Source organism: Hydrogenophaga soli (assembly GCF_054777695.1).
This window is the reverse complement of the sequence record NZ_BAAHAK010000001.1, coordinates 109,275-135,224: the sequence shown is the minus strand read 5'-3', so window position 1 is coordinate 135,224 and position 25,950 is coordinate 109,275. Positions and strand designations below refer to the sequence as shown.

Here is a 25,950-nt window from a genome sequence, read left to right as displayed (position 1 = left end):
ATTATAAATCTAGTTTATTAAAAATAAATCCAGGCAAATGTCTGACTATCATCATAATCAGCCGCCATTTCCTTGGGGTATAAATGACCAGCATGCCGGATTCCACACCCTCAACAATCTGCTTCGCCACGTTTTCAACGGGTTCTAACTTGGCACCCCTAACCTTGAGGTGAGCCGTCATCGGGGTATCAGTCGGTCCCGGCTTGATCAGCACCACCTTGACCGCGCTACCCGCAAAACGGTGCTGCAACCCTTGGGCGTAGCGCGTAACAAGTCCTTTGGCAGCGCCGTAGACATAGTTGGACTTGCGTCCCCGATCGCCAGCGACAGAGCTGATCAATGCGATGGTGCCGTGGTTGGCTTTTTCCATCTCTATGGCAAAGGCCTCGGCATAGAGCACAGGGGAAATCCCATTGATCTCCAGTGCATCAAGGCAAGGCTGAAGTTTGTTCTGGCACTCGGTCTGATCGAGCAGTGATCCCTGTGCAATCAAAACGATATCTATGCGTCCCGATCTGACAATATCCCGAACTGTGGCGTTTATGGCTTCAGGGGCCAGAAACTCAGCCTGAACAACTCGAATCTCGGATTGCGGGCCACGCACCTTGAGGTCTGTTGCAGCCCGCTCAACTCGCTGGATATCGCGGCCCACTAGAGTTAGGTCGACCGGCTGCTTTCCCAGCCAGATCCTTGCACAGTGCTCGGCAATGGCCGAGGTGCCTCCAATGATGACAATTCTTTTCTTGTCGTTCATTCAACTTCCCATCAAACGGCGTGAAAGACCAGAACTGATGCCCGGGTCCCGGTACTTCATGAATTCAGCTAGGCGTGGATAGCCTGCTTCAAAGAGTTTCCTGGGCATTCGCGCATCCTTTGCCAAATAAATGCGGCCCTTGGCCTCAAGAACGATGGCATCGAGGCGTTCGAAAAGCTTGTGCGTGCGACCCCCTTGATTCGGAAAGTCCAGTGCAAGTGTCACCCCTGGCTGTGGGAAGCTCAGCATTCCCACCGGTTGGCGGTTGCCAAACGTCTTCAGTACAGCGAGGAATGAACCATCTCCCGCTCTGGCAATTTCTTTGAGCATGGCCTGAACTGCGTCTTGCCCGATTTCGCGTGGAACCACGCTCTGGTATTGGAAAAATCCCTTGGGGCCGTACATTCGATTCCACTCGAGCAGATTGTCTAACGGGTAGAAAAACGGCTCGTAGTGCGTGATGGTGCGCCCGGCTTGCCACTTCTTGAAGTGGTAGTAAGCCATGTTGAGCGGTCGGAGCGACAGCCGGTTTACCAAGGAGACCGGTGGCACCATCGGCATGGTCAGCTTGCGCCCCAGAGGTGCCGGGCGATTTACGACATGGGTGGGGTTGCCCCGCATGAACAAGCCGCGCCCGCGGCCTCCTGTAATGCAGTCAACCCATGACACCGCGTGTTCCCAGTTGGCCTCAGAACCATCTGCGAGAGCGAAGAACTCGTCTAGGTTGGCGTAAGGCAGGGTCTCTGTGTCCAACCACGGGCCGGACACACGGCGCAACTGGATCTCAGCTTGCGTGATGACACCCGTTAGGCCCAATCCTCCCACGGTGGCGGCGAACCAATCAGATCTCTCATGTGGTCCACACTGGATGACCTTGTTATCGGTCCGAACGAGAGTGAGGTTCTGAACGTGATCGCCGAAAGAGCCCAGTACGTGATGGTTTTTACCATGCACATCGTTGGCAATCGCCCCCCCAACGGTCACTAGCTGGGTACCAGGCGTCACTGGCAAAATCCAACCGTGCGGAATTACAAGTCGCTGGATGTCCCTTAGCAGCACACCAGCCTCACACACCAAGCAGCCGGTGCTGTCGTCGAAAGCGATGAAATGGTCGAGCCCGGTCGTGATCCAGAGCGTACCTTCCGGATTCAGGCAGACGTCACCATAGCTGCGCCCCATGCCATGGGCCACTCCCGAGGTGGCCCCATGACAAACCAGAGCCTTATCCCTGAAAGGGCCTTTCAGACCGACAACATGATGAGGATCGGCGCTCAGGCGCCCCCAGGAAGTGATTGTCTTCATACGGCCGCCGTACTGAAGACGTAACGCTTGTCGAGGTGGTACTTGGTTAGGTATCCAATACCAAGACCAATAGCGCCCCCCAAGTAGCGCATTTCCTTAGTCTCGAAGATGTGATGAAAACCGAATTCGAAACCCCAGAAGATCATTGTCGTGGCGAGGCCCATCACCGTATAAATGGCGAAGGTCTGTGTGTCGTGGGCGACGCTGCGTGCCCGGAAGCGGAAAATGTAACGCTTGTCGAGGGTGTACTTAACCACAAGACCGACGCCTGTCCCCACTACGACCGAGGCAAGCAGGTCAAAAGCGCCACTGTAGCTACGGATTACAAGATCTTGAGCGCCAATATTTGCAGCAGTTGCGATTAGTGCCAAAATGGCATAGTTAATCGCTAGTTTCATCGAAGCACACATTTAATAATATCACTGAGATTTGAAAATAATGAATGATAACGTAGCAGGCGGCTCACCTCATACGCACATATTGGGCTTACTCAAGCTGATGCGGCCAAAGCAGTGGGTTAAGAACGGCTTTGTTCTGGCGCCGCTGGTGTTTTCTGGGGCGTTTTTAGATGCTGGTGCCGTCAGTCATGCCATTTTGGCCGTGCTGCTGTTCTGCATCGGCTCGTCTGCGACCTACATCATTAACGACATGCACGACGTTGAGCGCGACCGTCGTCACCCCACGAAGTCCGATACTCGCCCCCTGGCGGCCGGGATCGTCTCGGTACCAGCTGCCCTGATCTTGCTCGCAGCCCTCTACGCCGTGCTGGTGTGGGGCTGGTTCGTTGCCCCAGAGGTGGTGATGGTGATCGCGGCCTATCTGGTGCTTAACCTAGCCTACACCCTCCTGCTCAAGCACCAGCCCGTGGTCGACATCTTCACCATTGCCATTGGTTTTGTTCTGCGAGTCTACGCAGGCGCTATGGCCTTGGACGTGCCCGTGTCCTCATGGATGTTTATTACGACCCTATGCTTGGCTCTGTATCTGGCCGCTATCAAACGCCGCCAAGAGATCAGCCAAAGTGGCACCGAGGGCCGCAAGGTACTAGAGAAGTACTCGGTTTCGCTGGTGGATCGGTACGCTGCGATGTCGGCAACCGGGGCGTTGCTTTTCTACAGTATGTTCGTGATGTCCTCGAAGCCCGAGTTGGTCATCACGGTCCCATTGGTCCTGTTCGGCCTGTTCCGCTACTGGTTCGTGGTGGAAGCCCTTGAGGGGGGCGAGTCGCCCACAGATGCACTGCTGGCTGATTGGCAGCTGTTACTTACCGTAGTGCTGTGGGTTGCTGCCTGCGGCTGGGCACTTTGGCCGGTTCAGGGGTGATTATGGATTTCACTTACGCCGTGACCCCATTTCTGGCTTGGCTCGTCGCCGGACTCTCAAAATTCATTCTCAACAGCATAAAGCTCAAGCAACTCGCGTTCGGCCTCATCGGCTATGGCGGGTTGCCCAGCAACCACAGCGCGATCGTCAGTAGCATGGCTACGCTCATTGGCCTCAAGGAGGGCATTGGACACCCGGCTTTCGGTGTGGCCATCTCCCTCGCGTTTATCGTGATGCTGGATGCCAATAGTCTGCGCCGGCAGGTGGGCAAACATGCCGTAGCCATTAACAAATTGGCGGTCGTGGCACCTGACCATCAGGCCCTGCGCGAACGCATGGGCCACACGCGCTTGGAAATTGCCGCCGGCATCGCAGTGGGCATGGCGGTTGCCGTCGCAGTGAACGTGATGTTGGCCTGATCCTCTCGTTAGTGAAAGTGTCAAGCGGCCCGTGCGCACTCCAAGGGCATCCCACGAAACCCGTTACAGGGCTTGGATGAGCCGTCCCGCGCCGCTCTTGGCGTGACCCGTGGGACCACTATGCTTTTGAAATCTACACGCCCTACTCTTGAGCTCTCTCCCGACTCCATCTTCCTCAGCCGCCCCGGTTTTGACCTCCACCTCCGGAATCGCAGCGGGACGGCCGAAGTTCATGGCCCAGCGCCAGCTGAAGGGCTGCGGCTCCAGAGGGGTGAACAAGGCGCGTCGGCCCTGCCAGTCGGCGTGGCGGGGATCGTCTTTCCTGATCACCTCGCCCGCCAGCAGCGCTTGCCGAAACGCCTGTTGTGCCCACATGTGCTCGTACAACGGGGCCACATGGCCTTGCTTCCAGGCTTGGCGCATCAGGTCGATCTGGCGCTTTTGCTCGGGCGTGTGGGCCTGGTGCTGCAAGTGGTCCAGGTACAGGGGGATTTCGATGGGGGCCAAGCCACTGCGTTCGTAGTGCGCCGCGTTGATTTCGACCCGCCGCTCCTCCGGGGCTTGCCAGCCCCAGTAGATCAGCATGTTGACCACGATCAGCAGCACGGTCATCCAGGGGGGTGAACGCCAGGTGGGTTTGTTGGCAAGGGGAATGGCAATGAACATGGCTCGTGTGACAGCGGGCGGTTAAAAAAATACATCACCTCAACTCAGCGGCTTCAACAACTCCCGCACATCGTCCTCGGTGAACAGCGGTTGCTTGCGCCCGGTGGCGCCGCTGTAGATCTCGTTGGCCAGTTCGGCTTTGCGGGCTTGCAGCGCCAGGATGCGCTCTTCGATGGTGCCCTGGGCCACCAGCTTGATGACCCACACGCTTTGCGTCTGGCCGATGCGGTGGGCGCGGTCGGTGGCTTGGTTTTCGGCGGCGGGGTTCCACCAGGGGTCGAAGTGGATCACCGTGTCGGCCTGCGGCAGGTTCAGCCCCACGCCACCGGCTTTCAGGCTGATGAGGAACACGGGCACCTGCCCGCTGGTGAAGCGCTCGATCACCTCGTCACGCTTCTGCGTCTGGCCGGTGAGCTTGACCCACTCGATCTTGGCCTTCTTCAGCTCGTCCTCGATCAGGCTGAGCATGCTGGTGAACTGCGAAAACAGCAGCACCCGGCGGCCTTCGGCCAGCATCTCGGGCAGCATCTCCATCAGTTGTTCCAGTTTGGCCGAGGTCTTGACCTTGGCCGCCGCTGGGGTCTTGACCAGGCGCGGGTCGCAGCACACCTGGCGCAGCTTGAGCAGTGCATCCAGAAACACGATTTGCGACTTGGCCAGCCCCTTGTCGGCAATGGCGTCGCGCACGGCCTTCTCCATGCTCAGGCGGATGGTTTCGTACAGGTCGGCCTGCTTGCCGTCCAACTCCACCGTCATGACCGACTCCACCTTGGGCGGCAGCTCGTGCGCCACCAGCTGTTTGGTGCGCCGCAGGATGAAGGGCGTGAGCCGTGCCCGCAGCTGGGCCAGCCGTTCGCTGTCGCCATGTTTTTCGATGGGGGTGCGAAAGCGCTGCTGAAACTTGGCCTGGCTGCCCAGGAAGCCGGGCATGAGGAAGTGGAACAGGCTCCACACCTCGCCCAGGTGGTTTTCGATGGGGGTGCCCGACAGGCACAACCGGTGGCGGGTGTTGAGCTCCGTCACCACCTGGGCGGCCTGGGTGTGGGCGTTCTTGATGTTCTGCGCCTCGTCCAGCACCACCAGGTGCCAGGGCTGGTGGAGCCAGCGCTCGCGGTCGCGGTGCAGCAGGGAATACGGGGCAATCACCAGGTGGGCATGGGCCATGTCGTCGGCCCGGTCGTGCCGATCGGAGCCGTGCAGCACCAGGGTGCGCAGCTCCGGGCAGAAGCGGGCGGCTTCGCGCTGCCAGTTGCCCATGAGGCTGACCGGGGCCACCACCAGCGCGGGGCGGTCCAGCCGACCGGCCTCTTTTTCAGCCTGGATGTGGGCCAGGGTTTGCAGGGTCTTGCCCAGCCCCATGTCGTCGGCCAGGATGCCGGCCAGACCGTGGGCCCGCAAGAACTGCAACCAGTCCAGCCCGTGCTGCTGGTAGGGCCGCATGTCGGCCACCAGCCCGGTGGGTTTGGGGGTGGCGGGCAACTCGGCCCGCCCTTGCAGCTGCTGCGCCAGTTGCCGCAGGTGCTGCGCACCGTCCCAGGTTGCGCCCTCGCCCAGGGCCACGCTGGTGCGCAAGGCGTCAAAACGCGACAGGCGCAGGCTGTCGGCTTGGAAGTCGGCGCGGAGGTCGTCAAACAACTCCAACAAGGCGAGCAACCAGGGTTGCAGCGGTGCCGTGGCCACGCGCACAAAGCCCTGGCCGTCGGGTGCAGGCAGGTAGATGTGGGGGGGCAGCAGGTCGGTCGCGTTCGGGTCCTGGGCGGTCCCGCTGCGCAGGCTTTGAATGAGTTGGGGCAACCACGGCAGCACGTTGATGCGTTGCCCATCCACCTCCAGCCCCAGCGACAGGTCGAACCAGTCGGACACGGCGGCGGCTTCGTCGTCATCCCCACCTTGCGGGGTGAAGTCCACCACCATGTCGCCCGCGTGGCGCACCCAGTGGTTCAGCTCGGCGTCCAGGGTGAGTTGAAAGCCCGCGTCCTTCAGCGGCTGAAACTGCGTGTCCGCCCACATCAGCCACTGGGTTTGCGACACCTCGGGTGCGAGGGCAAAAACGCCTTCGTCCCACTCCAGCAGGCCCAACTGTCGCAACTGGGTCACGGCGTGGGTTTCGCTGGTCACATCGCGCACCAGCAACACGCGTTCGCCTTCGTGGTTCAGCATCACCTGAGGCGGGGCATCGGCGGGCCACCAGCCTTGGTGGCCTTGGTAGTCAAAGTCCAGCTGGGCCGTCATCCAACCGGGCGCGGGCGCGTCGGGATGGGGCTGCGCATCCGGCACGCGAGACACATGCAAACGCCACAGCGGCGTGCCGCCCACCCGCTTGAAGTCGGACAGCACCGGCGGCATGGGGGCCACGGCCCCCAGGCGCCGCACCAACGCGCCCTGGTGGCGCAGCATGACGGATTGCGGCAAGGGGGGCGCTTGCAACAGCGGCAGGGCGGTGGCGTCGGCCACCACCTGGCCCACCCTGCCCGCGCTCAGGTTGACATACAGCAGCTGCGGCTGGTTGGTGCACAGCACGGTGTGCGCGTCGGGCAGCAGGGGTTGCAGTTGCCACAGCGGCTCGTCCATGGCGGGGCTGGTCTGCTGGGTCCACTGCCATTGCAATGGCACTTCAGGCCCCAGGGACAAGGCAGGCCCCAAACCCCCGCCGTCCTCCCGCCAGAACAAACGCCCGGTGGACGCTGCGCGGGTGAGCACCAGCCAGGCGGCCACGCCGTTCAGCAGTTTGTCGGTTTCCGAGCGGTAGCCGTATGCATCCATCCCCGTGGGCAAGGCCCCCAGCAAATCCAGCAGCTCATGGTCCACCGCCTCCAACTGTTGCGCCTTGCCGTTGTAGCGCATGTGCACGTCCCTGAAATGGTGGACCGACACCGCCCGGGGTTTGGACCAGCCGCCTTTCACCTTGGGACTGGACACGCCCAAACACACCCGCAACGGAGCCCAGCGTTCGTGGCTTTTGGACTGGTACAGCAAATACATCGGCGATTCGGTCTGCCTTGGGTCAGGCACCAGAACCTTGGCACCCAAAGGCCCCGCCCCTCCCACCAGCCCGGCCTGCAACCAACGCTCCGCCTGGTGAACCTGGGCCTGCCGCAGCCGTTGCTGCGCCGCCAAGGCTTCTTTCTGGGCTTTCTCGGCCTGCTGCTGCTTGCGTTCCTGCGGCGACAAGGCCACGGGGGCCGAAGCGCTCCCCGTCCCCTGCCCCTGGTACGCCGCCTTGATGAGCAAAGCCACCGCATGTTTGCACTGCAAACCCACAGGGCAGGAGCAGTGGCTGCGCCAACGGTCCACGGTGACGCCATCGGGCATGAGGGACAGCTCCACCTCGGTGCGGTAGGGCTGGCGCTCGGTCCCTTTCACCAGGCCGTTCAACGCCCAACGGTCGCCATCCAGGTGCTCCACGTCCAGCGCCAACACCATTTGCGCAAGAAACACCTGCAAACCCCGGGCGTAGGTGCCCGCATCGGACAAGGACACCAAAGACGGAACGGAAAACCACATGACGGTTGTACGGCAGCGCGTGAAATGGAAGAGCCGACATTGTGCGCACCTGCCCGCCCCGGCCAGGGCACCCCCGTGCCCACCCAGTCTTTGATTTGACTCAATCAGTCGGGTATACACCTCACTTAGGATGCCCTGGCGTCCTTCGGATGCCGTGCACGGCGTCCAGGCCTGCCCCTTTTTTGCACCCCGCATCAAAAGGGTTTGTTCAATCCATGTTCAAGGGATTCATCCACCATGAAAACACTCATCAAATACCTCATGCTGGTGGTGACGGCGCTCATGCTGTCAAGCACGGCCTGGGCGGCTGACAAAGGCTCGGCCGACGAAGCCATGGCCATGGTCAAGAAGGCGGTGGCCTACGTCAAGGCCAACGGCAAGGACAAGGCCTTTGCCGAGTTCAGCAACCAGAAAGGCGCGTTTGTGGACCGTGACCTGTACGTCATGGTGTACGACATGGAGGGCAACAACAAGGCCCATGGCTCCAACCCCAAGCTGATCGGCAAGAACCTGCTGGAAATCAAGGACGCCGATGGTGTCTTCATCGTCAAGGGCCTGATCGACACGGCCAAGAAAGGCGGCGGCTGGTTCGACTACAAGTGGCCCAACGCCACCACCAAGGCCGTGGAGCCCAAGTCCACCTATGTGGAAAAGGTGGAAGACGTCCTGATCGGCGTCGGCATCTACAAGTAAACCAGCGATACCCTGTGGGCCTGCCGGGAGGTGCGCCCACAGCGGGGAGGGACATCCATGAACTTGCAGAACATTCGCATTGGAACCCGCCTGAAGGCGGGTTTTGGCATCATCCTGGCGCTGTTGGTCACCGTGGTGCTGACCGACAACCTCAGCAGCGCCCACAACCGCCAGCAACTGTTTGACAACCTGGAGGCGGCCAAGACCAAGGTGGAACTGACCTCCACCCTGAAAAGCGAACTGCTGGAAGGCGTGATTGCCCTGCGCAGCATTGGGCTGCAGGCCGATGTGGCCGCCATGAACCGCGAAGAAGAACGCCTGCGCAACCACCGCAAGGGCTTTGCACAGGCCCGCGACCAGCTGATGGCCATGGGCACCACCGACGAAGAAAAGAAGATCTTCGACCAACTCTCCCAGCTGAACCAGAGCATGGAAACCCCGTCCACCGAAGCCATCGCCCAGGCGCTGGCGTTCAACACCGAGGGCATGGCCGAGATCATCGCCACCAAGGTGGACCCGCTCTACCGCCAGGTGCTGGAAGAAATCAACAAGCTGGTGAGCTTGCAGAACAACGCCCAGCAGGCGGTCATGACCGCCGCGGCCGCGTCGGCGCAACGCCTGAGCGTGCTGCTGTACCTGGGGGCCGCGCTGGCCGTGGCCGTGGGCAGTGCCCTGGCCTGGGCCATCACCCGCAGCATCACCGGGCCGTTGGGCCAGGCCGTGGCCGTGGCCCGCACCGTGGCGGGCGGGGATTTGTCGGGCCACATCGTGGTGGGCTCGTCCGATGAAACCGGCGAGCTGATGCAGGCCCTCAAGGACATGAACGCCAGCCTGCTGCACACGGTGCAGCAGGTGCGCAACGGCACAGACACCATTGCCACCGCGTCCAACGAAATTGCCTCCGGCAACCAGGACCTGTCGGGGCGCACCGAGCAGCAGGCCAGCTCGCTGGAGCAGACCGCCGCCTCCATGGAAGAGCTGACGGGCTCGGTCAAACAAAACGCCGACAACGCCCAACAGGCCAACCAGTTGGCCCAGGAGGCGGCCCAGGTGGCCACCCAGGGTGGCGAAGTGGTGGAACAGGTGGTACACACCATGGGTTCCATCCACACCTCGTCACGCAAGGTGGCGGACATCATCGGTGTCATTGACGGTATTGCCTTCCAGACCAACATCCTGGCCCTCAACGCCGCGGTGGAGGCTGCCCGCGCCGGAGAGCAAGGGCGCGGTTTTGCGGTGGTGGCCTCGGAAGTGCGGGGCCTGGCCCAGCGCAGTGCGCAGGCCGCCAAGGAAATCAAGGGGCTGATCGACGACTCGGTGGACAAGGTCGAAGCCGGTGCCAAGCTGGTGGAAGACGCCGGGCGCACCATGGAACAGGTGGTGGGCAGCATCCGCCGGGTGACCGACATCGTGGGCGCCATCACCGCCGCCAGCAGCGAGCAGCGCACGGGCATCGAGCAGGTCAACCAGGCCATTGCCCACATGGACTCGTCCACCCAGCAAAACGCCGGGCTGGTGCAACAGGCCACCGCCGCCGCCATGGCGCTGCGGGGCGAGGTGGAGCACCTGTCTCAGGTGGTCAGCCGCTTCAAGCTGTCCTGAGCACCGCCCTCAGGGGCGGACCATCTTGCAGCTGTGGGCCTGTTCGGCCTGGCTGGCGCTCACCACGCGCAGCGGCTTGAAGCCGTAGCCCGAGCCTTCCACGTCAAACCGCACGCCGGGCTGGCCTTGTTTGCCCATGACGGCCACCACCAGCGGTTGCTGGAACTGGTGGTCCGCCGCCCGCATGCGCCCGCTTTGCCCGGCCATGCTGACGTGGGCACTTTCCATCGCCCGGGCCAGGGCCACCACGTCCAGCGTGGCCGCCTTGGGGGCCAGGCCCACCTGGGCGGCGCGGGCCAACTGCTGCGGGCCGCTGGCCTCCAGCGCCTGGGCCAGGGCCTCCACCATCAGCTGCATGCGCACGTGCACGTAGTCGTCCTCCGGCTTGGGAAAGCGCTGGCGGAAGGACTGGTAGAACCCGGCGGACTCAGCCCCCTCCACGTTGGGGAACCACTCGGCCACCGCCACCACCTTGCCCACCCCGGCTTCGCCAATGGCCGCGGGTGCGCCCAGCGCATTGCCGTAGAAGGTGTAGAACTTGCCTTCAAACCCCACGTCGCGGGCGGCCTTGACCAGCAGCGTCAGGTCGTTGCCCCAGTTGCCCGTGAGCACCGCCTGGGCACCGCTGGCCTTGATCTTGGTGGCGTAGGGCAAAAAGTCCTTGATGCGGGCCATGGGGTGCAGCTCGTCGCCCACCACCCGCACGTCGGGGCGCAGGTCGGCCAGCTGGCGCTTGGCTTCGCGCAGCACGGCCTGACCAAAGCTGTAGTCCTGCCCGATGAGGTAGATGCTCTGCACCGCCTTGTCGTCCTTGAGCACGCTCATCAGCGCGGTCATGCGCATGTCGGCATGGGCGTCGAAGCGGAAGTGCCAGAAGCTGCATTTGTCGTTGGTGAGGCTGGGCTCCACCGCCGCGTAGTTGAGGAACAGCACCTGCCGAGCGGGCTCGCGCTCGTTGTGCTTGCCAATGGCATCGATCAGCGCCGCCGCCGTGGCCGACGAGTTGCCCTGCATCACCACCTGGATGCCGCTGTCGATGGCCGAACGCAGCGCCGACAGCGCTTCCTCGTTCTGGCCCTTGCTGTCGTAACGTTCCAGCGCCAGCAGGCGACGGCCATGGCCCCACGCAATGCCGCCGCGGGCGTTGACCCGCTCCACCGCCCACAGCAGGTTGCGGAACACCGCCTCGCCGGTGTTGGCAAACGGGCCAGACAAGCCTTCGATCAGCGCCACGCGAAGGGGCGGCAGCGCCGCCCCTTCGCCCTGGGCCTGCGCAGGCAGGTGCAGGGCCGCCCAGGGGGCCAGCGCCGCCAGCGGGGCCAGGGCCGACAGGGCCGCCGCCCAACGCCGACGGCCGGGGTTGATCACAGACGAGGACGCTCCCAATGGGTTCTTCATGCAAACGGTCTTTCTACAAAAAAAGTAGCTGCTCACGCTTATGGAAAAAGCGCTACATGGCAAAAAAGCTTACAAAAATAGCGCATCAGCGCCACTCCAGAGTCCGCGGATTTTGCCTTCTCAGCCTCCCCCATTTGAGGGATGGTGCAAACCGCTGAAACACGGCACATTCGTGCCCCTTCACCGTTTGTTCATTTGCAGTCGGCTTCTGCCGGATTCGCTCAAAGAAAAACCATGCATTTCACCCGTAGGGAACACGATGTTCTGCGCCTGCTGTCACAAGGCCTGAACAACAAAACCATGGCGTCCGTTCTGGGCATCAGCCCCCACACCGTGCGCGACCACATTTCATCCATGCTGCAGCGCACAGGCTGTGTCACTCGGACGCAATTGGCCATGCAGCACGGACAGCCAACAGCCAGCGCAGAGGCGCATCAGTCCCCTACACATGCAGGGCTACAGGTGTAGGGCTACATCTGCAGGATTGCCCACACAAGCCGCCAACGCCACACTGGCGGCATGAAATTGTTCAGGTAAGTGGTTCACCAAGCCCACTCGGCGCAATGGCCCGTGTCTTTTGCGGCGCTGGTTGTTTCCGCCTTGGGCGTGGTGCGGACGCTGGTGACCTTTGGCACTTGGGGCGAAGCGCGGACATGAACAATTTGCTTGTGATCAGCACACTGCTCGGTGCGTTGGCAGCCGGAGTCATCAGCCCGGGCCCCAGCTTTTTGATGGTTGCACAGACATCCGTCGCCAGCTCGCGCCGCGCCGGCATGGCCGCAGCGTTGGGCATGGGTGCGGCGGCAGCGCTGCTCGCCCTCATCGCCCTCGTCGGCCTGCATGCGGTGCTCTCAAGTTCTGCATGGCTGACCATGGCACTGCAGGTTTTTGGCGGTTGTTACCTGCTGTACCTGGCATCGAAAATCTGGCAGTCCGCCAGCACACCACTGGCATTGAGCAGCGAAGGGAACAGCGGCCCACGCAACGAAAAACAGTCTTTTGGACTCGCCTTCGTGACCATGCTCAGCAATCCGAAAGCAGCCGTCCAGTACGGCGTGATCTTCGCGGCACTCCTGCCGCACGAAATCTCGTTCAGTCTCTCGGCCAGCGTGGTGGCGCTGGTCTTTCTGCTCGAATCTGGCTGGTACGTGGTGGTGGCATTCGTGCTGTCGTCTCACGCCCCCAGAAGCGCCTATCTGGCGCACAAACCCACCATTGACCGCATCGCAGCAGTCGTCATGACCCTGCTGGGCCTTCGGCTGCTGGTGGCCGCTTTTCGATCAATTTGATCTCCCCCCCGCAACTCATACCCATGTCACATACCTTTCAAAATTCAGACACCCTGCAAACCCCCATACTCATCATTGGCAGTGGTTTGGCGGGCTTGACGGCCGCGTTGTCGCTGGCCGATGCACACGAGGTGCTGCTTGTGTGCAAAGGCAGCTTGCAAACTTCGGCGTCGTGGCAGGCCCAGGGGGGCATCTCCGCCGTGTTCGAGGCACCCGATTCCGAGGAATGCCATGTGCAAGACACCTTGCTGGCCGGTGCTTACCTCAACGACGAGCGGGCCACCCGCTTCATCGTGTCGCAGGGCCGAGCCGCCGCAGATTGGCTGATTGCGCAGGGCGTTCCCTTCAACCACGAAGACGGGCGCTACCACCTGACACGTGAAGGCGGCCACAGTGAGCGCCGCATCTTGCATGTGGACGACATGACCGGCCGGGCCATCCAGACCACGCTGTTGGAGCGGGTGTGCAACCACCCACGCATCCGCCTGCTGGAGCACCACACCGTGGTGCAACTACAGGCCAGCGGCCAGCCGAAACGCTGCACCGGGGCTTGGCTGCTGCCGCCGGGCGAGCAGGCCCAACCCCGGCTGGTGCGGGCCCAGGTCACCTTGCTGGCCACGGGCGGGGCAGGCCAGGTGTTCCAGCACGCCACGGCACCGGGCAGTTCCACCGGCGACGGCATGGCCCTGGCCTGGGACCTGGGTTGCCGGGTCGCCAACCTGGAGTTTTTGCAGTTTCACCCCACCTGCATGGTGTACCCACAGGGCACGCCCTTCCTGATCACCGAGGCGGTGCGCGGCGAAGGCGGGTATTTGCGCCTACCCGATGGCGAACGCTTCATGGCCCGTCACGACCCGCGCCTGGAATTGGCACCACGCGACGTGGTGTCGCGGGCCATTTATTCAGAAATGCAGCGACTGAATATTCCTGCGGTATTTTTGGATATCAGCCATCAGTCCCCTGAATTTGTAAAGGCGCATTTTCCAAACATCCACAAAACATGCCTGGAGCGGGGCATCGACATCACGCGCGACCCCATTCCGGTGGCGCCGGCATCGCACTACACCTGTGGCGGCGTGCTCACCGACGTGAGAGGCCGAACCGACGTGGCCCAGCTCTACGCGCTGGGAGAAACCGCTTGCTCGGGTCTGCACGGTGCCAACCGCTTGGCCTCCAACTCGCTGCTGGAATGCGTGGTGATGGCGCGGGCCGCCGCCCAAGACATCGCTCGACAGCCCTGGGCCGCGCCTGACGCCGTGGCGGCCCCCGCGTCGTGGCCCAGCGTGCGGCGGCTGACCGACCGGGAACGCACCGCCATCACCCAGACCCGCACCGAACTGCAACGGGTGATGTGGGACTACGTGGGCATCGTGCGCCACGACGCCAGCCTGCGTGCCGCCCAGCGCCGCGTGACCTGGTTGGCCGAAGAAACCCGCCTGGCCTACGCCGACGCCCTGCCCGAGCGTGCCTTGCTGGAGCTGCGGAGCCTGCTGACCACCGCTGGCCTGATCGTGCGCTGCGCCTTGCTGCGCCGCCACAGCCTGGGCTGCCATTTCAACGAAGACTGCCCCGCCCCTACCACACCGCCCCAAGCCACCGTGCTGGTGCCTGCACAGTCCGACACAGTGACGGCCAGTGATGTCCCGGCACCCGCCCTGGACCGTGAACTGGAAGCCGCATGACGGCGCGGCGCGAAGGAACAAACCATGAACGCCGTTGACTGGTTGGCCGGTGCCGGTACCCTGGTGCTGGGCTTGGTGTTGGGGGTGATGGCCGGGCTGCTGGGCACAGGTGGTGGCACCTTTGCCATCCCGGTGTTGGTGCTGTGGCTGGGGTTTGGGCAAAAGCTGGCCCAGGGCACCGCCTTGGTCATGGTGGTGAGCAACGTGTTCAAGGGTTTGCTGAAGTACCGGGGCCTGAGCGGCCTTGACCTGAAGCTGGCCAGCACACTGGCGCTGAGCGGCTGCCTGAGCACCGCCTTCAGTGCTGCCTGGGCGCTGACCCTGCCCGGCCCGGTGCTGCAACACCTGTATGGTGGCTTTTTGGTGCTGTTGGCAGCACTGGTGGCGCTGATGGCACGCCGCAAGGCACCGCCAGACCGCCCCGCTGCCGCCTGGTACTGGGCAGTGGTGCCAGGCTTGGTGGGGGGCTTGACGCTGGGCCTGTTTGGCGTGGGGGGCGCGATGCTGGCCGTGCCGCTGTTGGTGCGGTTCTTTGGCCAATCGCAGGTGCGCGCCCAGGGCCTGGGGCTGGCGCTGGCCTTGCCCGGCTGTAGCATCAGCTTGCTGCAGTACGCCGCCAGTGCACAGGTCAACTGGGTCTCGGGGGTGTTGCTGGCGGTGGGGGGGTTGGCCAGCGTGTCTTTGGGGGTGCGCTGGGCCCACCGCATCAGCGAACAGCGGCTCACGCAGCTGTTTTGCCTGTTCTTGCTGCTGGGGGGGGCGGTCATGCTGCTACGCTGATGACAGGAGAACCCGTTTGACTCAGACCACCGTGAACAGCTGGACCGAGCTGATGGACGCCTTGTACGACCACGGCTGGAACCCTCAGCTACAGCGCCACCGGCCACTCCACGCCTTTCGCGGCCGCAGCAGCCAAGACGACCACTTGCAGCCCGGCCTGCAACAGCTGGGACCACACTGGGCCGATGTGGAACCGCTGCTGCTGAAAAACTTTCGGCAATACGGCCGCCAGTACGCGCCCCTCGAAGGGCGCACGGGCGATTCGCTGTGGAACTGGTTGGCCCTGGCCCAGCACCACGGCCTGCCCACCCGGCTGCTGGACTGGACCTATTCGCCCTACGTGGCGCTGCACTTCACCACCCGCGACGTGGGTGCGGGTGGGCCGGTGACCGACGGCGTGGTCTGGCGCGTGGACTACGGCCAAACCAATCTGCACCTGCCCCTGGCGCTGCGCGACACCTTACAGGGCCTGCGCAAAAACGTGTTCTCGGTGGAGCTGCTGGACCAGCTGGTGCCCACGCTGGCGCGGTTTGACGCGCTGCAAGAGCAGCCGTTTCTGATCTTTCTGGAGCCTCCGTCGTTGGACGAACGCATCGTCAACCAAGTGGCGCTGTTCTCTGTGCTGTCACGCCCAGGCAACACGGGCCAAGCCCCCGCCAGCCGTGAACCCACCGCCAAGCTGTCAGACGTGCTGGCGGGCATGCAGGCTGGGCAATCCGAGGGCATGGCCCCGGTTTACAAAAAGATCATCATCCCGGCGGCCTTAAAGTGGGAGATCCGTGACAAGCTGGACCAAGCCAACGTCAACGAGCGGGTGCTTTTTCCGGGTCTGGACGGCCTGTGCGCCTGGTTGCGACGCCACTACGCCGCGCGCGATTGAACCGAAGGCAACGCTGAAAAATGGGTCGTTTCAGCGGTCAGGTGAGAGCCACAGCCCCACGCCGACAGCCGGGATTGATCACCGACACGACGCTTCCGATGGGCGCTTCATGCAAACGGTCCTTCTGCAAAAAAAGTAGCTGCTCTCGCTTTTGGCGAAAGCGCTACATGGCAAAAAAGCACTGAATTTTTGACGACAGCCTGATCAGGCGTCCAGCTGATCCAGCGGCCAGCGGGGCCGCACCTCGAAGCTGCCGGGGGCCTGCAGGGGCGGCTGCAAGCCGGCCCGGTGCCGCAGCGCGGCGGCCATGGCGATCATGGCGCCGTTGTCGGTGCACAGGTGCAGCTCGGGGTAGTGCACCCGCACGCCCTGGGCTTGGCAGGCGGCGTCCAGCTGCTGGCGCAGCGCCCGGTTGGCCCCCACGCCACCGGCCACCACCAGGCGTTTCAGGCCGGTCTGCTTCAGGGCCTTGAGGGACTTTTTCAGCAGCACCTCCACAATGGCCGCCTGGGCGCTGGCGGCCACGTCGGCCCGCAGCGCGTCGGGCAGGGCCAACGCCGCGTCGGCGGCCAGCGTGCCCGCCAAATCCTGCCCCAGCAGGCGCTTGACCTGGGTGAGCACCGCGGTCTTGAGGCCCGCGAACGAAAAATCCAGCTCGCCGTAGCCATGTCCGCCGTGCAGCAGCGGGCGCGGGAAGGCGTAGGCATCGGCGCGGCCCTGCTCGGCCAGTTGGGCCAGGTGGGGGCCACCGGGATAGGGCAGGCCCAGCAGCTTGGCGGACTTGTCAAAAGCCTCACCCGCCGCGTCGTCGATGGTTTCGCCCAGCAGGGTGTAGCGGCCCACGCCGTCCACCCGCATCAGCTGCGTGTGCCCGCCGGACACCAGCAGGGCCACAAAGGGGAAGGTCGGCGGATCGGCGCTGAGGAAGGGCGACAGCAAATGCCCCTCCAGGTGGTGCACCGGCCAGGTGGGTTTGCCCAGCGCCACGCCCAGCGACACGGCCACGCCCGCGCCCACCAGCAGCGCCCCGGCCAGCCCGGGGCCGCGGGTGTAGGCCACGGCGTCCACATCGGTGATGCGGCAGCCGGCCTGCGCCAGCACCTCGTCGGTCAGCGGCAGCACGCGGCGGATGTGGTCGCGGCTGGCCAGCTCGGGCACCACGCCGCCATAGGCCTGGTGCATGGCAATCTGGCTGTGCAACGCGTGCGCCAGCAGGCGGGGAACGGGGGTGCTGGCGTCCACCAGCGCCACGCCGGTTTCGTCACACGAGGATTCAATGCCCAGGATCAACATGGCGCGGGAGTGTAGTCGGCCCGGGCAGGCGCAGCTGCGCGTCGTGCCACCGCCCCAGCGTCAGCAGGGCCGTGCAACCGCCGATCAAGGCAAACAACATGTCCGACTGGGTGTCCCACGGGTCGCCCTGTGTGCCCAGGAATTCGTCCGCGCCCTGCCCCAGGGCCAGGGCCGCGCCCCACTCAATCAGTTCGTAACTGGCGCTGATGGCCAGCACCACACACACCACCAGAAACGCCAACATGCGCCGCCCCACCACATGCCCGCCGCGCAGCAGCAGCTCGCGGGCCACCAGGGCGGGCACAAAACCCTGCATGAAGTGCCCGATCTTGTCGTAGGGGTTGCGGTGCAGGCCCAGCACATCGGCCATCCAGAACCCCAGCGGCACCCGGGCGTAGGTGTAGGCCCCGCCCACCAGCAGCACCACGGCATGCAGCCAGATCAGGGCGTACAGCAACCGCGTGAGCGGAAAACGCCCGTGTGTGGCCACCATCACCGGCACTGCCACAAAAATGGGGGCCACCTCCATGACCCAGGTGGCGCGGTCGTACGGCTGCCAACCCGACCAGGCCAGCAAAGCGCACAGCGTTGCCAGCAACACCGCCAGGCCGCGGGGTGAACAGGTCTCTGGCACAGGGGTTGCAGTGGGGGCATGCATGGCTCAGCACTCCTTTTGAACCCGGATTGTCGCCCTGCCGATTGCGTATGCTTGCCCACCCATGAAAACCGCCCTTTGCTTCCTCCAGGCCGCCCGGCGGGCCGAAATGGCCGAGCTGGAGCGCCTGGCCCGCACCGCTGCGCTGGTGGACGCTGTCGGCGACCTGGTGCACGGTCTGCAACGCGAGCGGGGGCTGGCCAACCGCTACCTGGCCCTGCACCACCCGCCGCACACCCCGGCCACCGACAGCCTGGACGACCCCGCCCACCTGCCATGGACCACCCAGGCCCAGCACTGCCTGACGCTTGAGGCCCAGGTGCGCCAGGCGTTTGACGCCACGCCCGCGGCCCAGGCCGCGCAACTGGCCCAGAGCGCCCGCCTGTACGCCCGCATGGCCTACGCCCTGCAGGGGCTGGATGCGCTGCCGCAGCTGCGCTCGCTCATCAGCCAGCGCCAGCTGCACCACCGTCAGACCACCGAGGCCTACATCAAACTGATTGCCGGGCTGCTGGCCGTGGTGTTCGAAGCCGCCGACAGCGCCGCCGACCCCGCCATCTCCCGCCTGCTGGTGGCCCTGTTCAACCACATGCAGGGCAAGGAATGGGCCGGGCAGGAGCGTGCCGTGGGCACCGCCATGTGGGCCAGCGGCCAGGCCGATGCCGACACCCATCAGCGGCTGCAGCACCTCATCGAACTGCAAGACAAGTGCCTGCGCGTGTTTGCCGACTTTGCCCCGCCCGCGGTGCTTCAACTCACCGCCCGCCCGGCCCACACCCGCCACCAGACCGAGCTGGAGCACCTGCGCCAACAAGCCCTGGCCGCCCCCGACGGTTCGGCGCTGGACCCCGAACTCAACACCACCTGGTTTGACTGCTGCACCGCCCGCATCGACGACCTGAAGGTGGTGGAAGACCGGCTCACACAAGAGCTGGTCGCCCTGTGCCAACAGCGCATGACCCTGGCCCAGCAGGAGTTGGAGCGCCTGCAACGCTGGGCCCAGGGCCAGGGCGAAGACCAGCCCACCGCCTCAGCCCTGGCCTTCTTCGCCGCCACCCCTGCGCTGGAGCCCGCGCCGTTTGCGGGCGAGGCCAACCCCCACACCCCCCACCCGCGGCACGAGGTGGAGCGCTCCATCCTGGACCTGGTGCACGAGCAATCGCAACGGCTGCAAGCCATGGAAGCCGAGCTGGACACCGTGCGCGCCAGCTTGAACGAACGCAAACTGATTGAACGTGCCAAGGGCGTGCTGATGGCCCACCGCCGCCTGAGCGAAGAAGACGCCCACCGCTTCCTGCGTCAAACCGCCATGAGCCAGAACCGCCGCCTGGTGGACGTGGCCGACGCCCTGCTGTCCATGGCCGACGTGCTGCCGCCCGCCGCGGGCTGAGCGGCTTGCCACCGCGGCGCAAGCCTCACTGATCCGCCGCCGCGTTGCGCGCCTGCCCGGCCTGCAACGCCTGGTTCAGGTCTTTTTGAACCTTGTCCATCTGCGCCTTGGCCTGCTGGGCCTGTTGCGCTTGCAACTGGGCGGAAGTGGCCGCGGTGCTGGCCACATCGGCCCCGCACCCGGCCAGCAGGGAGGCGGCCAAGGCCAGCAAGGGCAGGGATTTGAACGGTGAACGCATGGGGGCCTCCAGACCGAAAACGCTTTGGAAAGCGCTTTTTATATCCCGCCCTTCACCCGGCCTCCCGTTCCGTCCGCACGGGCGTGGAGCGCACCCAAGCCGTGCACCCCATGCACACACACGCCCCACGCGGCCCCGGGCATGCACAACAACGCAGCATGCCCGTGGCCGCGATGGCCCGAAAACCGGCCCAAACCCCCATCCCCACGGGCTGGCACGCAACCTGCTTGTGCTGAAGCAACCCCACCGCGCACCAATGGCGGTGCACGGTGGGGAAAACGGACAACGGCGTCCATCCCCCGGCCTTCAGCGGTCGGGGTGATGGACGCCGTTTTTGTTTTTCCGGCCCCGGTTTTTTGTTCCAGGAGTTGACCATGCGCCCCACGACCAGCCCCCTGCCCCCTGCCGCAGCAGCGGACACCGCACGCCCCCTGGGCCAACCCGCAACCGCAGCAGCCCAGACAGCAGACACCGCCCCGGCCAGCGCCAGCCGCCGCAGCCTGCTCAAACAAGGCGCTGCCGTGGCCGGGGGGGCACTGTTTGGCGGCCTGGGTTACCAGCCGGTGTGGGCCGCGGGCTCGGATGCGCCCGAGAAGAAGGAAGTGAAGATCGGCTTCATCCCCCTGACCGACTGCGCCAGCGTGGTCATGGCCAGCGTGCTGGGCATTGACCAGAAGTACGGCGTGAAGATCATCCCCAGCAAGGAGGCCAGCTGGCCCGGCGTGCGCGACAAGCTGGTCAACGGCGAGCTGGACTTTGCCCATGTGTTGTACGGCCTGGTCTACGGCGTGCACCTGGGCGTGAGCGGCCCCAAGAAAGACATGGCCGTGCTGATGACGCTCAACCACAACGGCCAGGCCATCACCCTCAGCAAGAAGCTGGCCGACAAGGGCGCGGTGGACGGGGCCAGCCTGGCCAAGCTGATGCAGAGCGACAAGCGCGAATACACCTTTGCCCAGACCTTCCCCACCGGCACCCACGCCATGTGGCTGTACTACTGGCTGGCCACCCATGGCATCCACCCCATGAAGGACGCCAAGATCATCACCGTGCCCCCGCCGCAAATGGTGGCCAACATGCGCGTGGGCAACATGGACGGCTACTGCGTGGGCGAGCCCTGGGGCCACCGCGCCATCATGGACGGCATCGGCATCACCGGCACCACCACCCAGGACATCTGGCAAGACCACCCCGAAAAGGTGCTGGGCGCCACGGGTGAATACGCCAAAAAGTACCCCAACACCTGCCGTGCGGTGACCGCCGCCATCCTGGAAGCGGGCAAGTGGATCGACGCGGGCTTGCAGAACAAGCTGAAGATGGCCGAAACCATCGCCGACAAGGCCTATGTCAACACCGGGGTGGACGCCATCAACCAGCGCATCCTGGGCCGCTACCAGAACGGCCTGGGCAAGACCTGGGACGACCCCAACCACATGAAGTTCTACAACGACGGCGCGGTGAACTTCCCCTACCTGAGCGACGGCATGTGGTTCCTGACCCAGCACAAGCGCTGGGGCCTGCTGAAGGACCACCCCGACTACCTGGGTGTGGCCAAGGCCATCAACCAGATCGACCTGTACAAGGACGCCGCCGCCGCCAGCAAGACCCCGCTGCCCAAGAGCGACATGCGCAGCCACAAGCTGGTGGACGGCGTGGTGTGGGACGGCAAGGACCCCGCCAAGTACGCCGACGGCTTCAAGGTCAAGGTCTGAGGAGAAACACCATGGTCAGCGCCGTGTTCCACGGGCCGCTGGAGGGGGCTGCTGTCCCTTCCACCGGCCACCCCAAGCCCCCCAATGCAATGAATTCAGTAGCACACACACCAACTATTAAAAGCGCAGAAGGCCAAAAAAGCTTGAAGCCTGTGGCCAGCACCACTCGCGCCACCCCCTCGCGCTTTGACGGGCGCGAGCTGGCCCTGCGCATCCTCCCCCCGCTCATGGGCCTGGGCCTGCTGGTGGGCCTGTGGGCGCTGGTGTCCATCAGCACCGGCAGCGCCATCCCCAGCCCGCTGGAAACCTGGGGCCAAGCGGTGCAGGTGTTTGCCGACCCGTTCTACCGCAACGGCCCCAACGACCAGGGCGTGGGCTGGAACGTGTTGCAGTCGCTGCAGCGCGTGGCCGTGGGCTTCGGGCTGGCGGCACTGGTGGGCATTCCGGCGGGGTTTGCCATTGGGCGCTTTGAGTTTTTGAGCCGCATGTGCAATCCCATCATCAGCCTGCTGCGCCCGGTGTCACCGCTGGCCTGGCTGCCCATCGGGTTGCTGGTGTTCAAGGGGGCCAACCCGGCGGCCATCTGGACCATCTTCATCTGCTCTATCTGGCCCATGGTCATCAACACCGCGGTGGGCGTGCAGCGCGTGCCGCAGGACTACCTGAACGTGGCCCGGGTGCTCAACCTCAGCGAATGGAAGGTGCTCACCAAGATTTTGTTCCCCGCCGTGCTGCCCTACATGCTGACCGGGGTGCGTCTGGCCGTGGGCACGGCGTGGCTGGTGATCGTGGCCGCCGAAATGCTGACCGGCGGCGTGGGCATCGGCTTTTGGGTGTGGGACGAGTGGAACAACCTGAACGTCAAAAACATCATCGTGGCCATCTTCGTCATCGGCATCGTCGGCCTGGTGCTGGAGTTTGCGCTCATCAAGCTGGCTTCGGCCTTCACGTTCGACGAGGTGAAATCATGAACAACCCCAGCAAGTACATCGAAATCCAGGGCGTGGGCCAGACCTTCAAGACCAAGAAAGGCCCGTTCACCGCCCTGCGCGACATCGACCTGAGCATTGCCAAGGGCGAATTCGTGGCCCTCATCGGCCACTCGGGCTGCGGCAAGTCCACCCTGCTCAACCTGATTGCCGGACTCACCACCCCCACCTCCGGCACGCTGCTGTGCGCCAACCGCGAGATTGCCGGCCCCGGCCCTGAGCGGGCGGTGGTGTTCCAGAACCACTCGCTGCTGCCCTGGCTGACCTGTTTTGACAACGTCTACCTGGGCGTGGAGCGGGTGTTCGGCCAACGCAACCCCGGCGCGCCCGCCGAGACCAAGGCCCAGCTGATGGCCCGCACCGACGCCGCTCTGGCCCTGGTGGGCCTGACCCACGCGGCGCAAAAACGCCCCGGCGAAATCAGCGGCGGCATGAAGCAGCGCGTGGGCATTGCCCGCGCCCTGGCCATGGAGCCCAAGGTGCTGCTGATGGACGAGCCCTTTGGCGCACTGGACGCCCTCACCCGCGCCAAGCTGCAAGACGAGCTGCTGGACATCGTGGCCCGCACCCAAAGCACGGTGGTGATGGTGACGCACGACGTGGACGAGGCGGTGCTGCTGTCCGACAAGATCGTGATGATGACCAATGGTCCGGCAGCCACCATCGGCGAGGTGCTGCACGTGGACCTGCCCCGCCCCCGCAGCCGCGTGGCCCTGGCCGACAGCCCCGACTACCTGGGCTACCGCAAGGCCGTCATCGACTTCCTCTACACCCGCCAGGCCCACGTGGAAAAGGAGGCCGCATGACCGACCTGTCCACCCCCGGTGCCGCCGCCTTGCACGACGCCTCCCCCACAGCCACGGCCCCCGCCCGGCAACAGCTGGTGATGGTGGGCAACGGCATGGCCGGTGTGCGTGCGCTGGAAGAGCTGCTGAAGCTGGCCCCCGACCTGTACGACATCACCGTCTTCGGGGCCGAGCCGCACCCCAACTACAACCGCATCATGCTGTCGCCGGTGCTGGCGGGCGAACAGACGCTGGAGGAAATCGTCCTGAACGACTGGGCGTGGTACGAGCAGCACCACATCACCCTGCACGCGGGCTGGACGGTGACCGACGTGGACCGCACCCGCCGCGTGGTGCACGCCAGCGGGCCGGACGGGGCCACCCAGTCGGTGGCGTATGACCGGCTCATCCTGGCCACCGGCTCCAACGCCTTCATGCTGCCCGTGCCGGGCAAGGAGCTGGCCGGGGTGCTGGCCTACCGCGACATTGCCGACACCCAGGCCATGATCGACGCCGCCGCGCAGCACCAGCAGGCGGTGGTGATCGGCGGCGGCCTGCTGGGCCTGGAAGCCGCCAACGGCCTGATGAAACGCGGCATGGATGTGACCGTGGTGCACGTGGCCCCATGGCTGATGGAGCGCCAGCTGGACAAGACCGCCGCCGACCTGCTGCAGCAGTCGCTGGAGGCGCGGGGCATGAAGTTCCTGCTGGGGGCCCAGACCGAGGCACTGGTGGGGGGAGAAGACGGCCGGGTGGCCGCCATCCGCTTCAAACCAGGCACCGCACCGGAGCTGGAAATGCCCACCCAACTGGTGGTCATGGCCGTGGGCATCCGCCCCAACACCGCGCTGGCCGAGCGCATGCGCCTGCACGTCAACCGCGGCATCGTGGTCACCGACACGCTGCAGACCGTGACCGACCCGCGCATCTACGCCGTGGGTGAATGCGCCGCCCACCGCGGCATCGCCTACGGGCTGGTGGCCCCGCTGTTCGAGCAGGGCAAGGTGCTGGCCAACCACCTGGCGCAGTACGGCATTGCCCGCTACACCGGCAGCCAGGTGTCCACCAAGCTCAAGGTGACGGGCATCGACCTGTTCAGCGCGGGCAACTTCATGGGCGGCGAAGGCACCGAAACCATCCTGCTGTCCGACCCCGTGGGCGGTGTCTACAAGAAGCTGGTGCTGCAAGACGACAAGCTGGTGGGTGCCTGCCTGTATGGCGACACCGTGGACGGCAGCTGGTACTTCAAGCTGCTGCGCGACGGCCGGCCCGTGGCCGACATCCGCGACAAGCTCATGTTTGGCGAATCCAGCCTGGGCGACACCGGCCACCAGGGCCAGAACAAGGCGGGCTCACTAGCCGACACCGACGAGGTGTGCGGCTGCAACGGCGTGACCAAAGGCGCGATTTGCAAGGCCATCAAGGACAAAGGCCTGTTCACCCTGGACGAGGTGCGCAAACACACCAAGGCCAGCGCCAGCTGCGGCAGCTGCACCGGGCTGGTGGAGCAGATCCTGATGTTCACCGCCGGGGGCGACTACTCGGCCACCCCCAAGCTCAAGCCCCTGTGCGGCTGCACCAGCCACGGCCACCAGGCGGTGCGCGACGCCATCGCCACCGTGCGGCCCGACGGCAGCAAGCTGCTCACGCTGAACGACGTGTTCCAGGCGCTGGAGTGGCGCACGCCCAATGGGTGCGCCACCTGCCGCCCGGCCATCAACTACTATCTTCTGAGCACCTGGCCCAAGGAGGCGCTGGACGACCCGCAAAGCCGCTTCATCAACGAGCGCAGCCACGCCAACATTCAGAAAGACGGCACCTACAGCGTCATTCCCCGCATGTGGGGCGGCGAAACCAGCGCCGCCGAGCTGCGCCGCATTGCCGACGTGGTGGACAAGTACCAGATCCCCACCGTCAAGGTGACCGGCGGCCAACGCATCGACCTGCTGGGCGTGAAGAAGGAAGACCTGGTCAACGTCTGGAAAGACATCGGCATGCCCAGCGGCCATGCCTACGCCAAGGCGCTGCGCACCGTCAAGACCTGTGTGGGCAGCGAGTGGTGCCGCATGGGCACACAAGACAGCACCCAGATGGGCAAGGACCTGGAGCGCGCCTTTTTTGGCATGTACGCGCCGCACAAGGTCAAGTTCGCCGTCAGCGGCTGCCCGCGCAACTGCGCGGAATCGGGCATCAAGGACGTGGGCATCATCGGCGTGGACAGCGGCTGGGAGATGTACGTGGCCGGCAACGGCGGCATCAAGACCGAGGTGGCGCACTTCTTCGCCAAGCTCAAGACCGCCGAAGAGGTGATGGAGTACACCGGCGCCTTCATGCAGCTCTACCGCCTGGAAGGCTGGTACCTGGAGCGCACGGTGCACTACGTCAACCGCGTGGGGCTGGACCACGTGAAAAAACGCATCCTCGACGACGCCGAAGGCCGCAAGGCGCTGTGGGCGCAGTTGCAGTTCGCGCTGGACGGCGAGCCCGACCCCTGGTTCGAGTTCGACAAGGCGCGGGTGGATTTGCGGCAGTTCGCGCCGGTGAGGGTGGCATGAAACATCCTGGCGTGGGTTTGCGTGGCGACATTGGCCAGCGT

Annotated in this window: 23 protein-coding genes; 14 read left to right on the top strand and 9 right to left on the bottom strand. The window is 64.6% G+C overall.

Annotated features, from left to right (window positions below; all coding sequences use genetic code 11):
• Nucleotide 1: 1 nt before the first annotated feature.
• From ACYVB7_RS00565 to ACYVB7_RS00555, 3 genes are read right to left on the bottom strand one after another with little or no spacing between them, the layout of a single operon-like run.
• On the bottom strand, nucleotides 2-754 hold the full coding sequence (locus ACYVB7_RS00565) for an SDR family NAD(P)-dependent oxidoreductase (RefSeq protein ID WP_460504582.1): 753 nt from the start codon (nucleotides 752-754) through the stop codon (nucleotides 2-4).
• The gene (locus ACYVB7_RS00560; RefSeq protein ID WP_460504581.1) at nucleotides 755-2,056 is read right to left on the bottom strand and encodes an FAD-binding oxidoreductase; all 1,302 of its coding nucleotides are present in this window, start codon (nucleotides 2,054-2,056) and stop codon (nucleotides 755-757) included.
• Nucleotides 2,053-2,454, bottom strand: a complete 402-nt coding sequence (locus ACYVB7_RS00555; protein ID WP_460504579.1) for a GtrA family protein — start codon at nucleotides 2,452-2,454, stop codon at nucleotides 2,053-2,055. Before ACYVB7_RS00555 ends, ACYVB7_RS00560 begins: the two co-directional genes overlap by 4 nt.
• 40 nt (nucleotides 2,455-2,494) lie before the next feature.
• Between ACYVB7_RS00555 and ACYVB7_RS00550 the strand changes: the two genes are divergently transcribed.
• Both ACYVB7_RS00550 and ACYVB7_RS00545 read left to right on the top strand, forming a co-directional pair.
• Nucleotides 2,495-3,379: a decaprenyl-phosphate phosphoribosyltransferase gene (locus ACYVB7_RS00550; protein WP_460504578.1), complete on the top strand. Its 885-nt coding sequence runs from the start codon at nucleotides 2,495-2,497 to the stop codon at nucleotides 3,377-3,379.
• A gap of 2 nt (nucleotides 3,380-3,381) precedes the next feature.
• Nucleotides 3,382-3,798, top strand: coding sequence for a divergent PAP2 family protein (locus tag ACYVB7_RS00545; RefSeq protein ID WP_460504577.1), 417 nt, complete (start codon nucleotides 3,382-3,384; stop codon nucleotides 3,796-3,798).
• A gap of 63 nt (nucleotides 3,799-3,861) precedes the next feature.
• On the opposite strand, the gene ACYVB7_RS00540 is transcribed toward ACYVB7_RS00545, so the two are convergent.
• Nucleotides 3,862-4,464, bottom strand: a complete 603-nt coding sequence (locus tag ACYVB7_RS00540) for a hypothetical protein (protein WP_460504576.1) — start codon at nucleotides 4,462-4,464, stop codon at nucleotides 3,862-3,864.
• Nucleotides 4,465-4,503: 39 nt separating this feature from the next.
• Nucleotides 4,504-7,968, bottom strand: a complete 3,465-nt coding sequence (locus ACYVB7_RS00535; protein WP_460504575.1) for a DEAD/DEAH box helicase — start codon at nucleotides 7,966-7,968, stop codon at nucleotides 4,504-4,506.
• Between the two features lie 237 nt (nucleotides 7,969-8,205).
• On the opposite strand from ACYVB7_RS00535, the gene ACYVB7_RS00530 reads away from it, so the two are divergent.
• Both ACYVB7_RS00530 and ACYVB7_RS00525 read left to right on the top strand, forming a co-directional pair.
• Nucleotides 8,206-8,661: a cache domain-containing protein gene (locus tag ACYVB7_RS00530; RefSeq protein WP_460504574.1), complete on the top strand. Its 456-nt coding sequence runs from the start codon at nucleotides 8,206-8,208 to the stop codon at nucleotides 8,659-8,661.
• A 57-nt stretch (nucleotides 8,662-8,718) separates the two neighbouring features.
• The gene (locus ACYVB7_RS00525) at nucleotides 8,719-10,263 is read left to right on the top strand and encodes a methyl-accepting chemotaxis protein (RefSeq protein ID WP_460504573.1); all 1,545 of its coding nucleotides are present in this window, start codon (nucleotides 8,719-8,721) and stop codon (nucleotides 10,261-10,263) included.
• Between the two features lie 9 nt (nucleotides 10,264-10,272).
• On the opposite strand, the gene ACYVB7_RS00520 is transcribed toward ACYVB7_RS00525, so the two are convergent.
• Complete coding sequence (locus tag ACYVB7_RS00520) at nucleotides 10,273-11,661, bottom strand: branched-chain amino acid ABC transporter substrate-binding protein (protein WP_460504572.1); 1,389 nt, start codon at nucleotides 11,659-11,661, stop codon at nucleotides 10,273-10,275.
• A 141-nt stretch (nucleotides 11,662-11,802) separates the two neighbouring features.
• Here ACYVB7_RS00520 and ACYVB7_RS00515 point away from each other — a divergent pair, with 141 nt between their 5' ends.
• From ACYVB7_RS00515 to ACYVB7_RS00495, 5 genes are all read left to right on the top strand, one after another.
• Nucleotides 11,803-12,129 (top strand): response regulator transcription factor, encoded by a 327-nt coding sequence (locus ACYVB7_RS00515; protein WP_460504571.1) that lies wholly within the window; start codon nucleotides 11,803-11,805, stop codon nucleotides 12,127-12,129.
• 185 nt (nucleotides 12,130-12,314) lie between these two features.
• Nucleotides 12,315-12,950, top strand: a complete 636-nt coding sequence (locus ACYVB7_RS00510) for a LysE family translocator (protein WP_460504570.1) — start codon at nucleotides 12,315-12,317, stop codon at nucleotides 12,948-12,950.
• Between the two features lie 53 nt (nucleotides 12,951-13,003).
• Nucleotides 13,004-14,632 (top strand): L-aspartate oxidase, encoded by a 1,629-nt coding sequence (gene nadB / locus ACYVB7_RS00505; RefSeq protein ID WP_460505103.1) that lies wholly within the window; start codon nucleotides 13,004-13,006, stop codon nucleotides 14,630-14,632.
• 24 nt (nucleotides 14,633-14,656) lie between these two features.
• Nucleotides 14,657-15,412 carry a sulfite exporter TauE/SafE family protein gene (locus ACYVB7_RS00500; RefSeq protein WP_460504569.1) on the top strand — a complete coding sequence of 252 codons (756 nt, stop codon included), beginning with the start codon at nucleotides 14,657-14,659 and terminating at the stop codon, nucleotides 15,410-15,412.
• A 16-nt stretch (nucleotides 15,413-15,428) separates the two neighbouring features.
• Complete coding sequence (locus ACYVB7_RS00495) at nucleotides 15,429-16,292, top strand: FRG domain-containing protein (protein WP_460504568.1); 864 nt, start codon at nucleotides 15,429-15,431, stop codon at nucleotides 16,290-16,292.
• 204 nt (nucleotides 16,293-16,496) lie between these two features.
• On the opposite strand, the gene tsaD is transcribed toward ACYVB7_RS00495, so the two are convergent.
• Both tsaD and ACYVB7_RS00485 read right to left on the bottom strand, forming a co-directional pair.
• A complete protein-coding gene (gene tsaD / locus ACYVB7_RS00490; protein WP_460504567.1) occupies nucleotides 16,497-17,585 on the bottom strand; it encodes a tRNA (adenosine(37)-N6)-threonylcarbamoyltransferase complex transferase subunit TsaD in 1,089 nt (362 codons plus the stop codon).
• Nucleotides 17,566-18,243, bottom strand: a complete 678-nt coding sequence (locus tag ACYVB7_RS00485; RefSeq protein ID WP_460504566.1) for a DUF2238 domain-containing protein — start codon at nucleotides 18,241-18,243, stop codon at nucleotides 17,566-17,568. The genes tsaD and ACYVB7_RS00485 overlap by 20 nt, the downstream gene beginning before the upstream one ends.
• A gap of 61 nt (nucleotides 18,244-18,304) precedes the next feature.
• Here ACYVB7_RS00485 and ACYVB7_RS00480 point away from each other — a divergent pair, with 61 nt between their 5' ends.
• On the top strand, nucleotides 18,305-19,630 hold the full coding sequence (locus ACYVB7_RS00480; RefSeq protein WP_460504565.1) for a nitrate- and nitrite sensing domain-containing protein: 1,326 nt from the start codon (nucleotides 18,305-18,307) through the stop codon (nucleotides 19,628-19,630).
• A 25-nt stretch (nucleotides 19,631-19,655) separates the two neighbouring features.
• Here the strand turns inward: ACYVB7_RS00480 and ACYVB7_RS00475 are convergent, their stop codons facing one another.
• On the bottom strand, nucleotides 19,656-19,868 hold the full coding sequence (locus tag ACYVB7_RS00475; protein WP_460504564.1) for a hypothetical protein: 213 nt from the start codon (nucleotides 19,866-19,868) through the stop codon (nucleotides 19,656-19,658).
• A gap of 374 nt (nucleotides 19,869-20,242) precedes the next feature.
• On the opposite strand from ACYVB7_RS00475, the gene ACYVB7_RS00470 reads away from it, so the two are divergent.
• The 4 genes from ACYVB7_RS00470 (at nucleotide 20,243) to nirB (ending at nucleotide 25,909) form a co-directional block, all read left to right on the top strand.
• Entirely contained in the window at nucleotides 20,243-21,580 is a 1,338-nt protein-coding gene (locus ACYVB7_RS00470) for a CmpA/NrtA family ABC transporter substrate-binding protein (protein ID WP_460504563.1), read from the top strand.
• Between the two features lie 11 nt (nucleotides 21,581-21,591).
• Entirely contained in the window at nucleotides 21,592-22,551 is a 960-nt protein-coding gene (gene ntrB / locus ACYVB7_RS00465) for an ABC transporter permease (protein ID WP_460504562.1), read from the top strand.
• On the top strand, nucleotides 22,548-23,375 hold the full coding sequence (locus ACYVB7_RS00460) for an ABC transporter ATP-binding protein (protein ID WP_460504561.1): 828 nt from the start codon (nucleotides 22,548-22,550) through the stop codon (nucleotides 23,373-23,375). The genes ntrB and ACYVB7_RS00460 overlap by 4 nt, the downstream gene beginning before the upstream one ends.
• An 80-nt stretch (nucleotides 23,376-23,455) precedes the next feature.
• A complete protein-coding gene (gene nirB / locus ACYVB7_RS00455; RefSeq protein WP_460505102.1) occupies nucleotides 23,456-25,909 on the top strand; it encodes a nitrite reductase large subunit NirB in 2,454 nt (817 codons plus the stop codon).
• The last annotated feature ends 41 nt before the right edge of the window (nucleotides 25,910-25,950 follow it).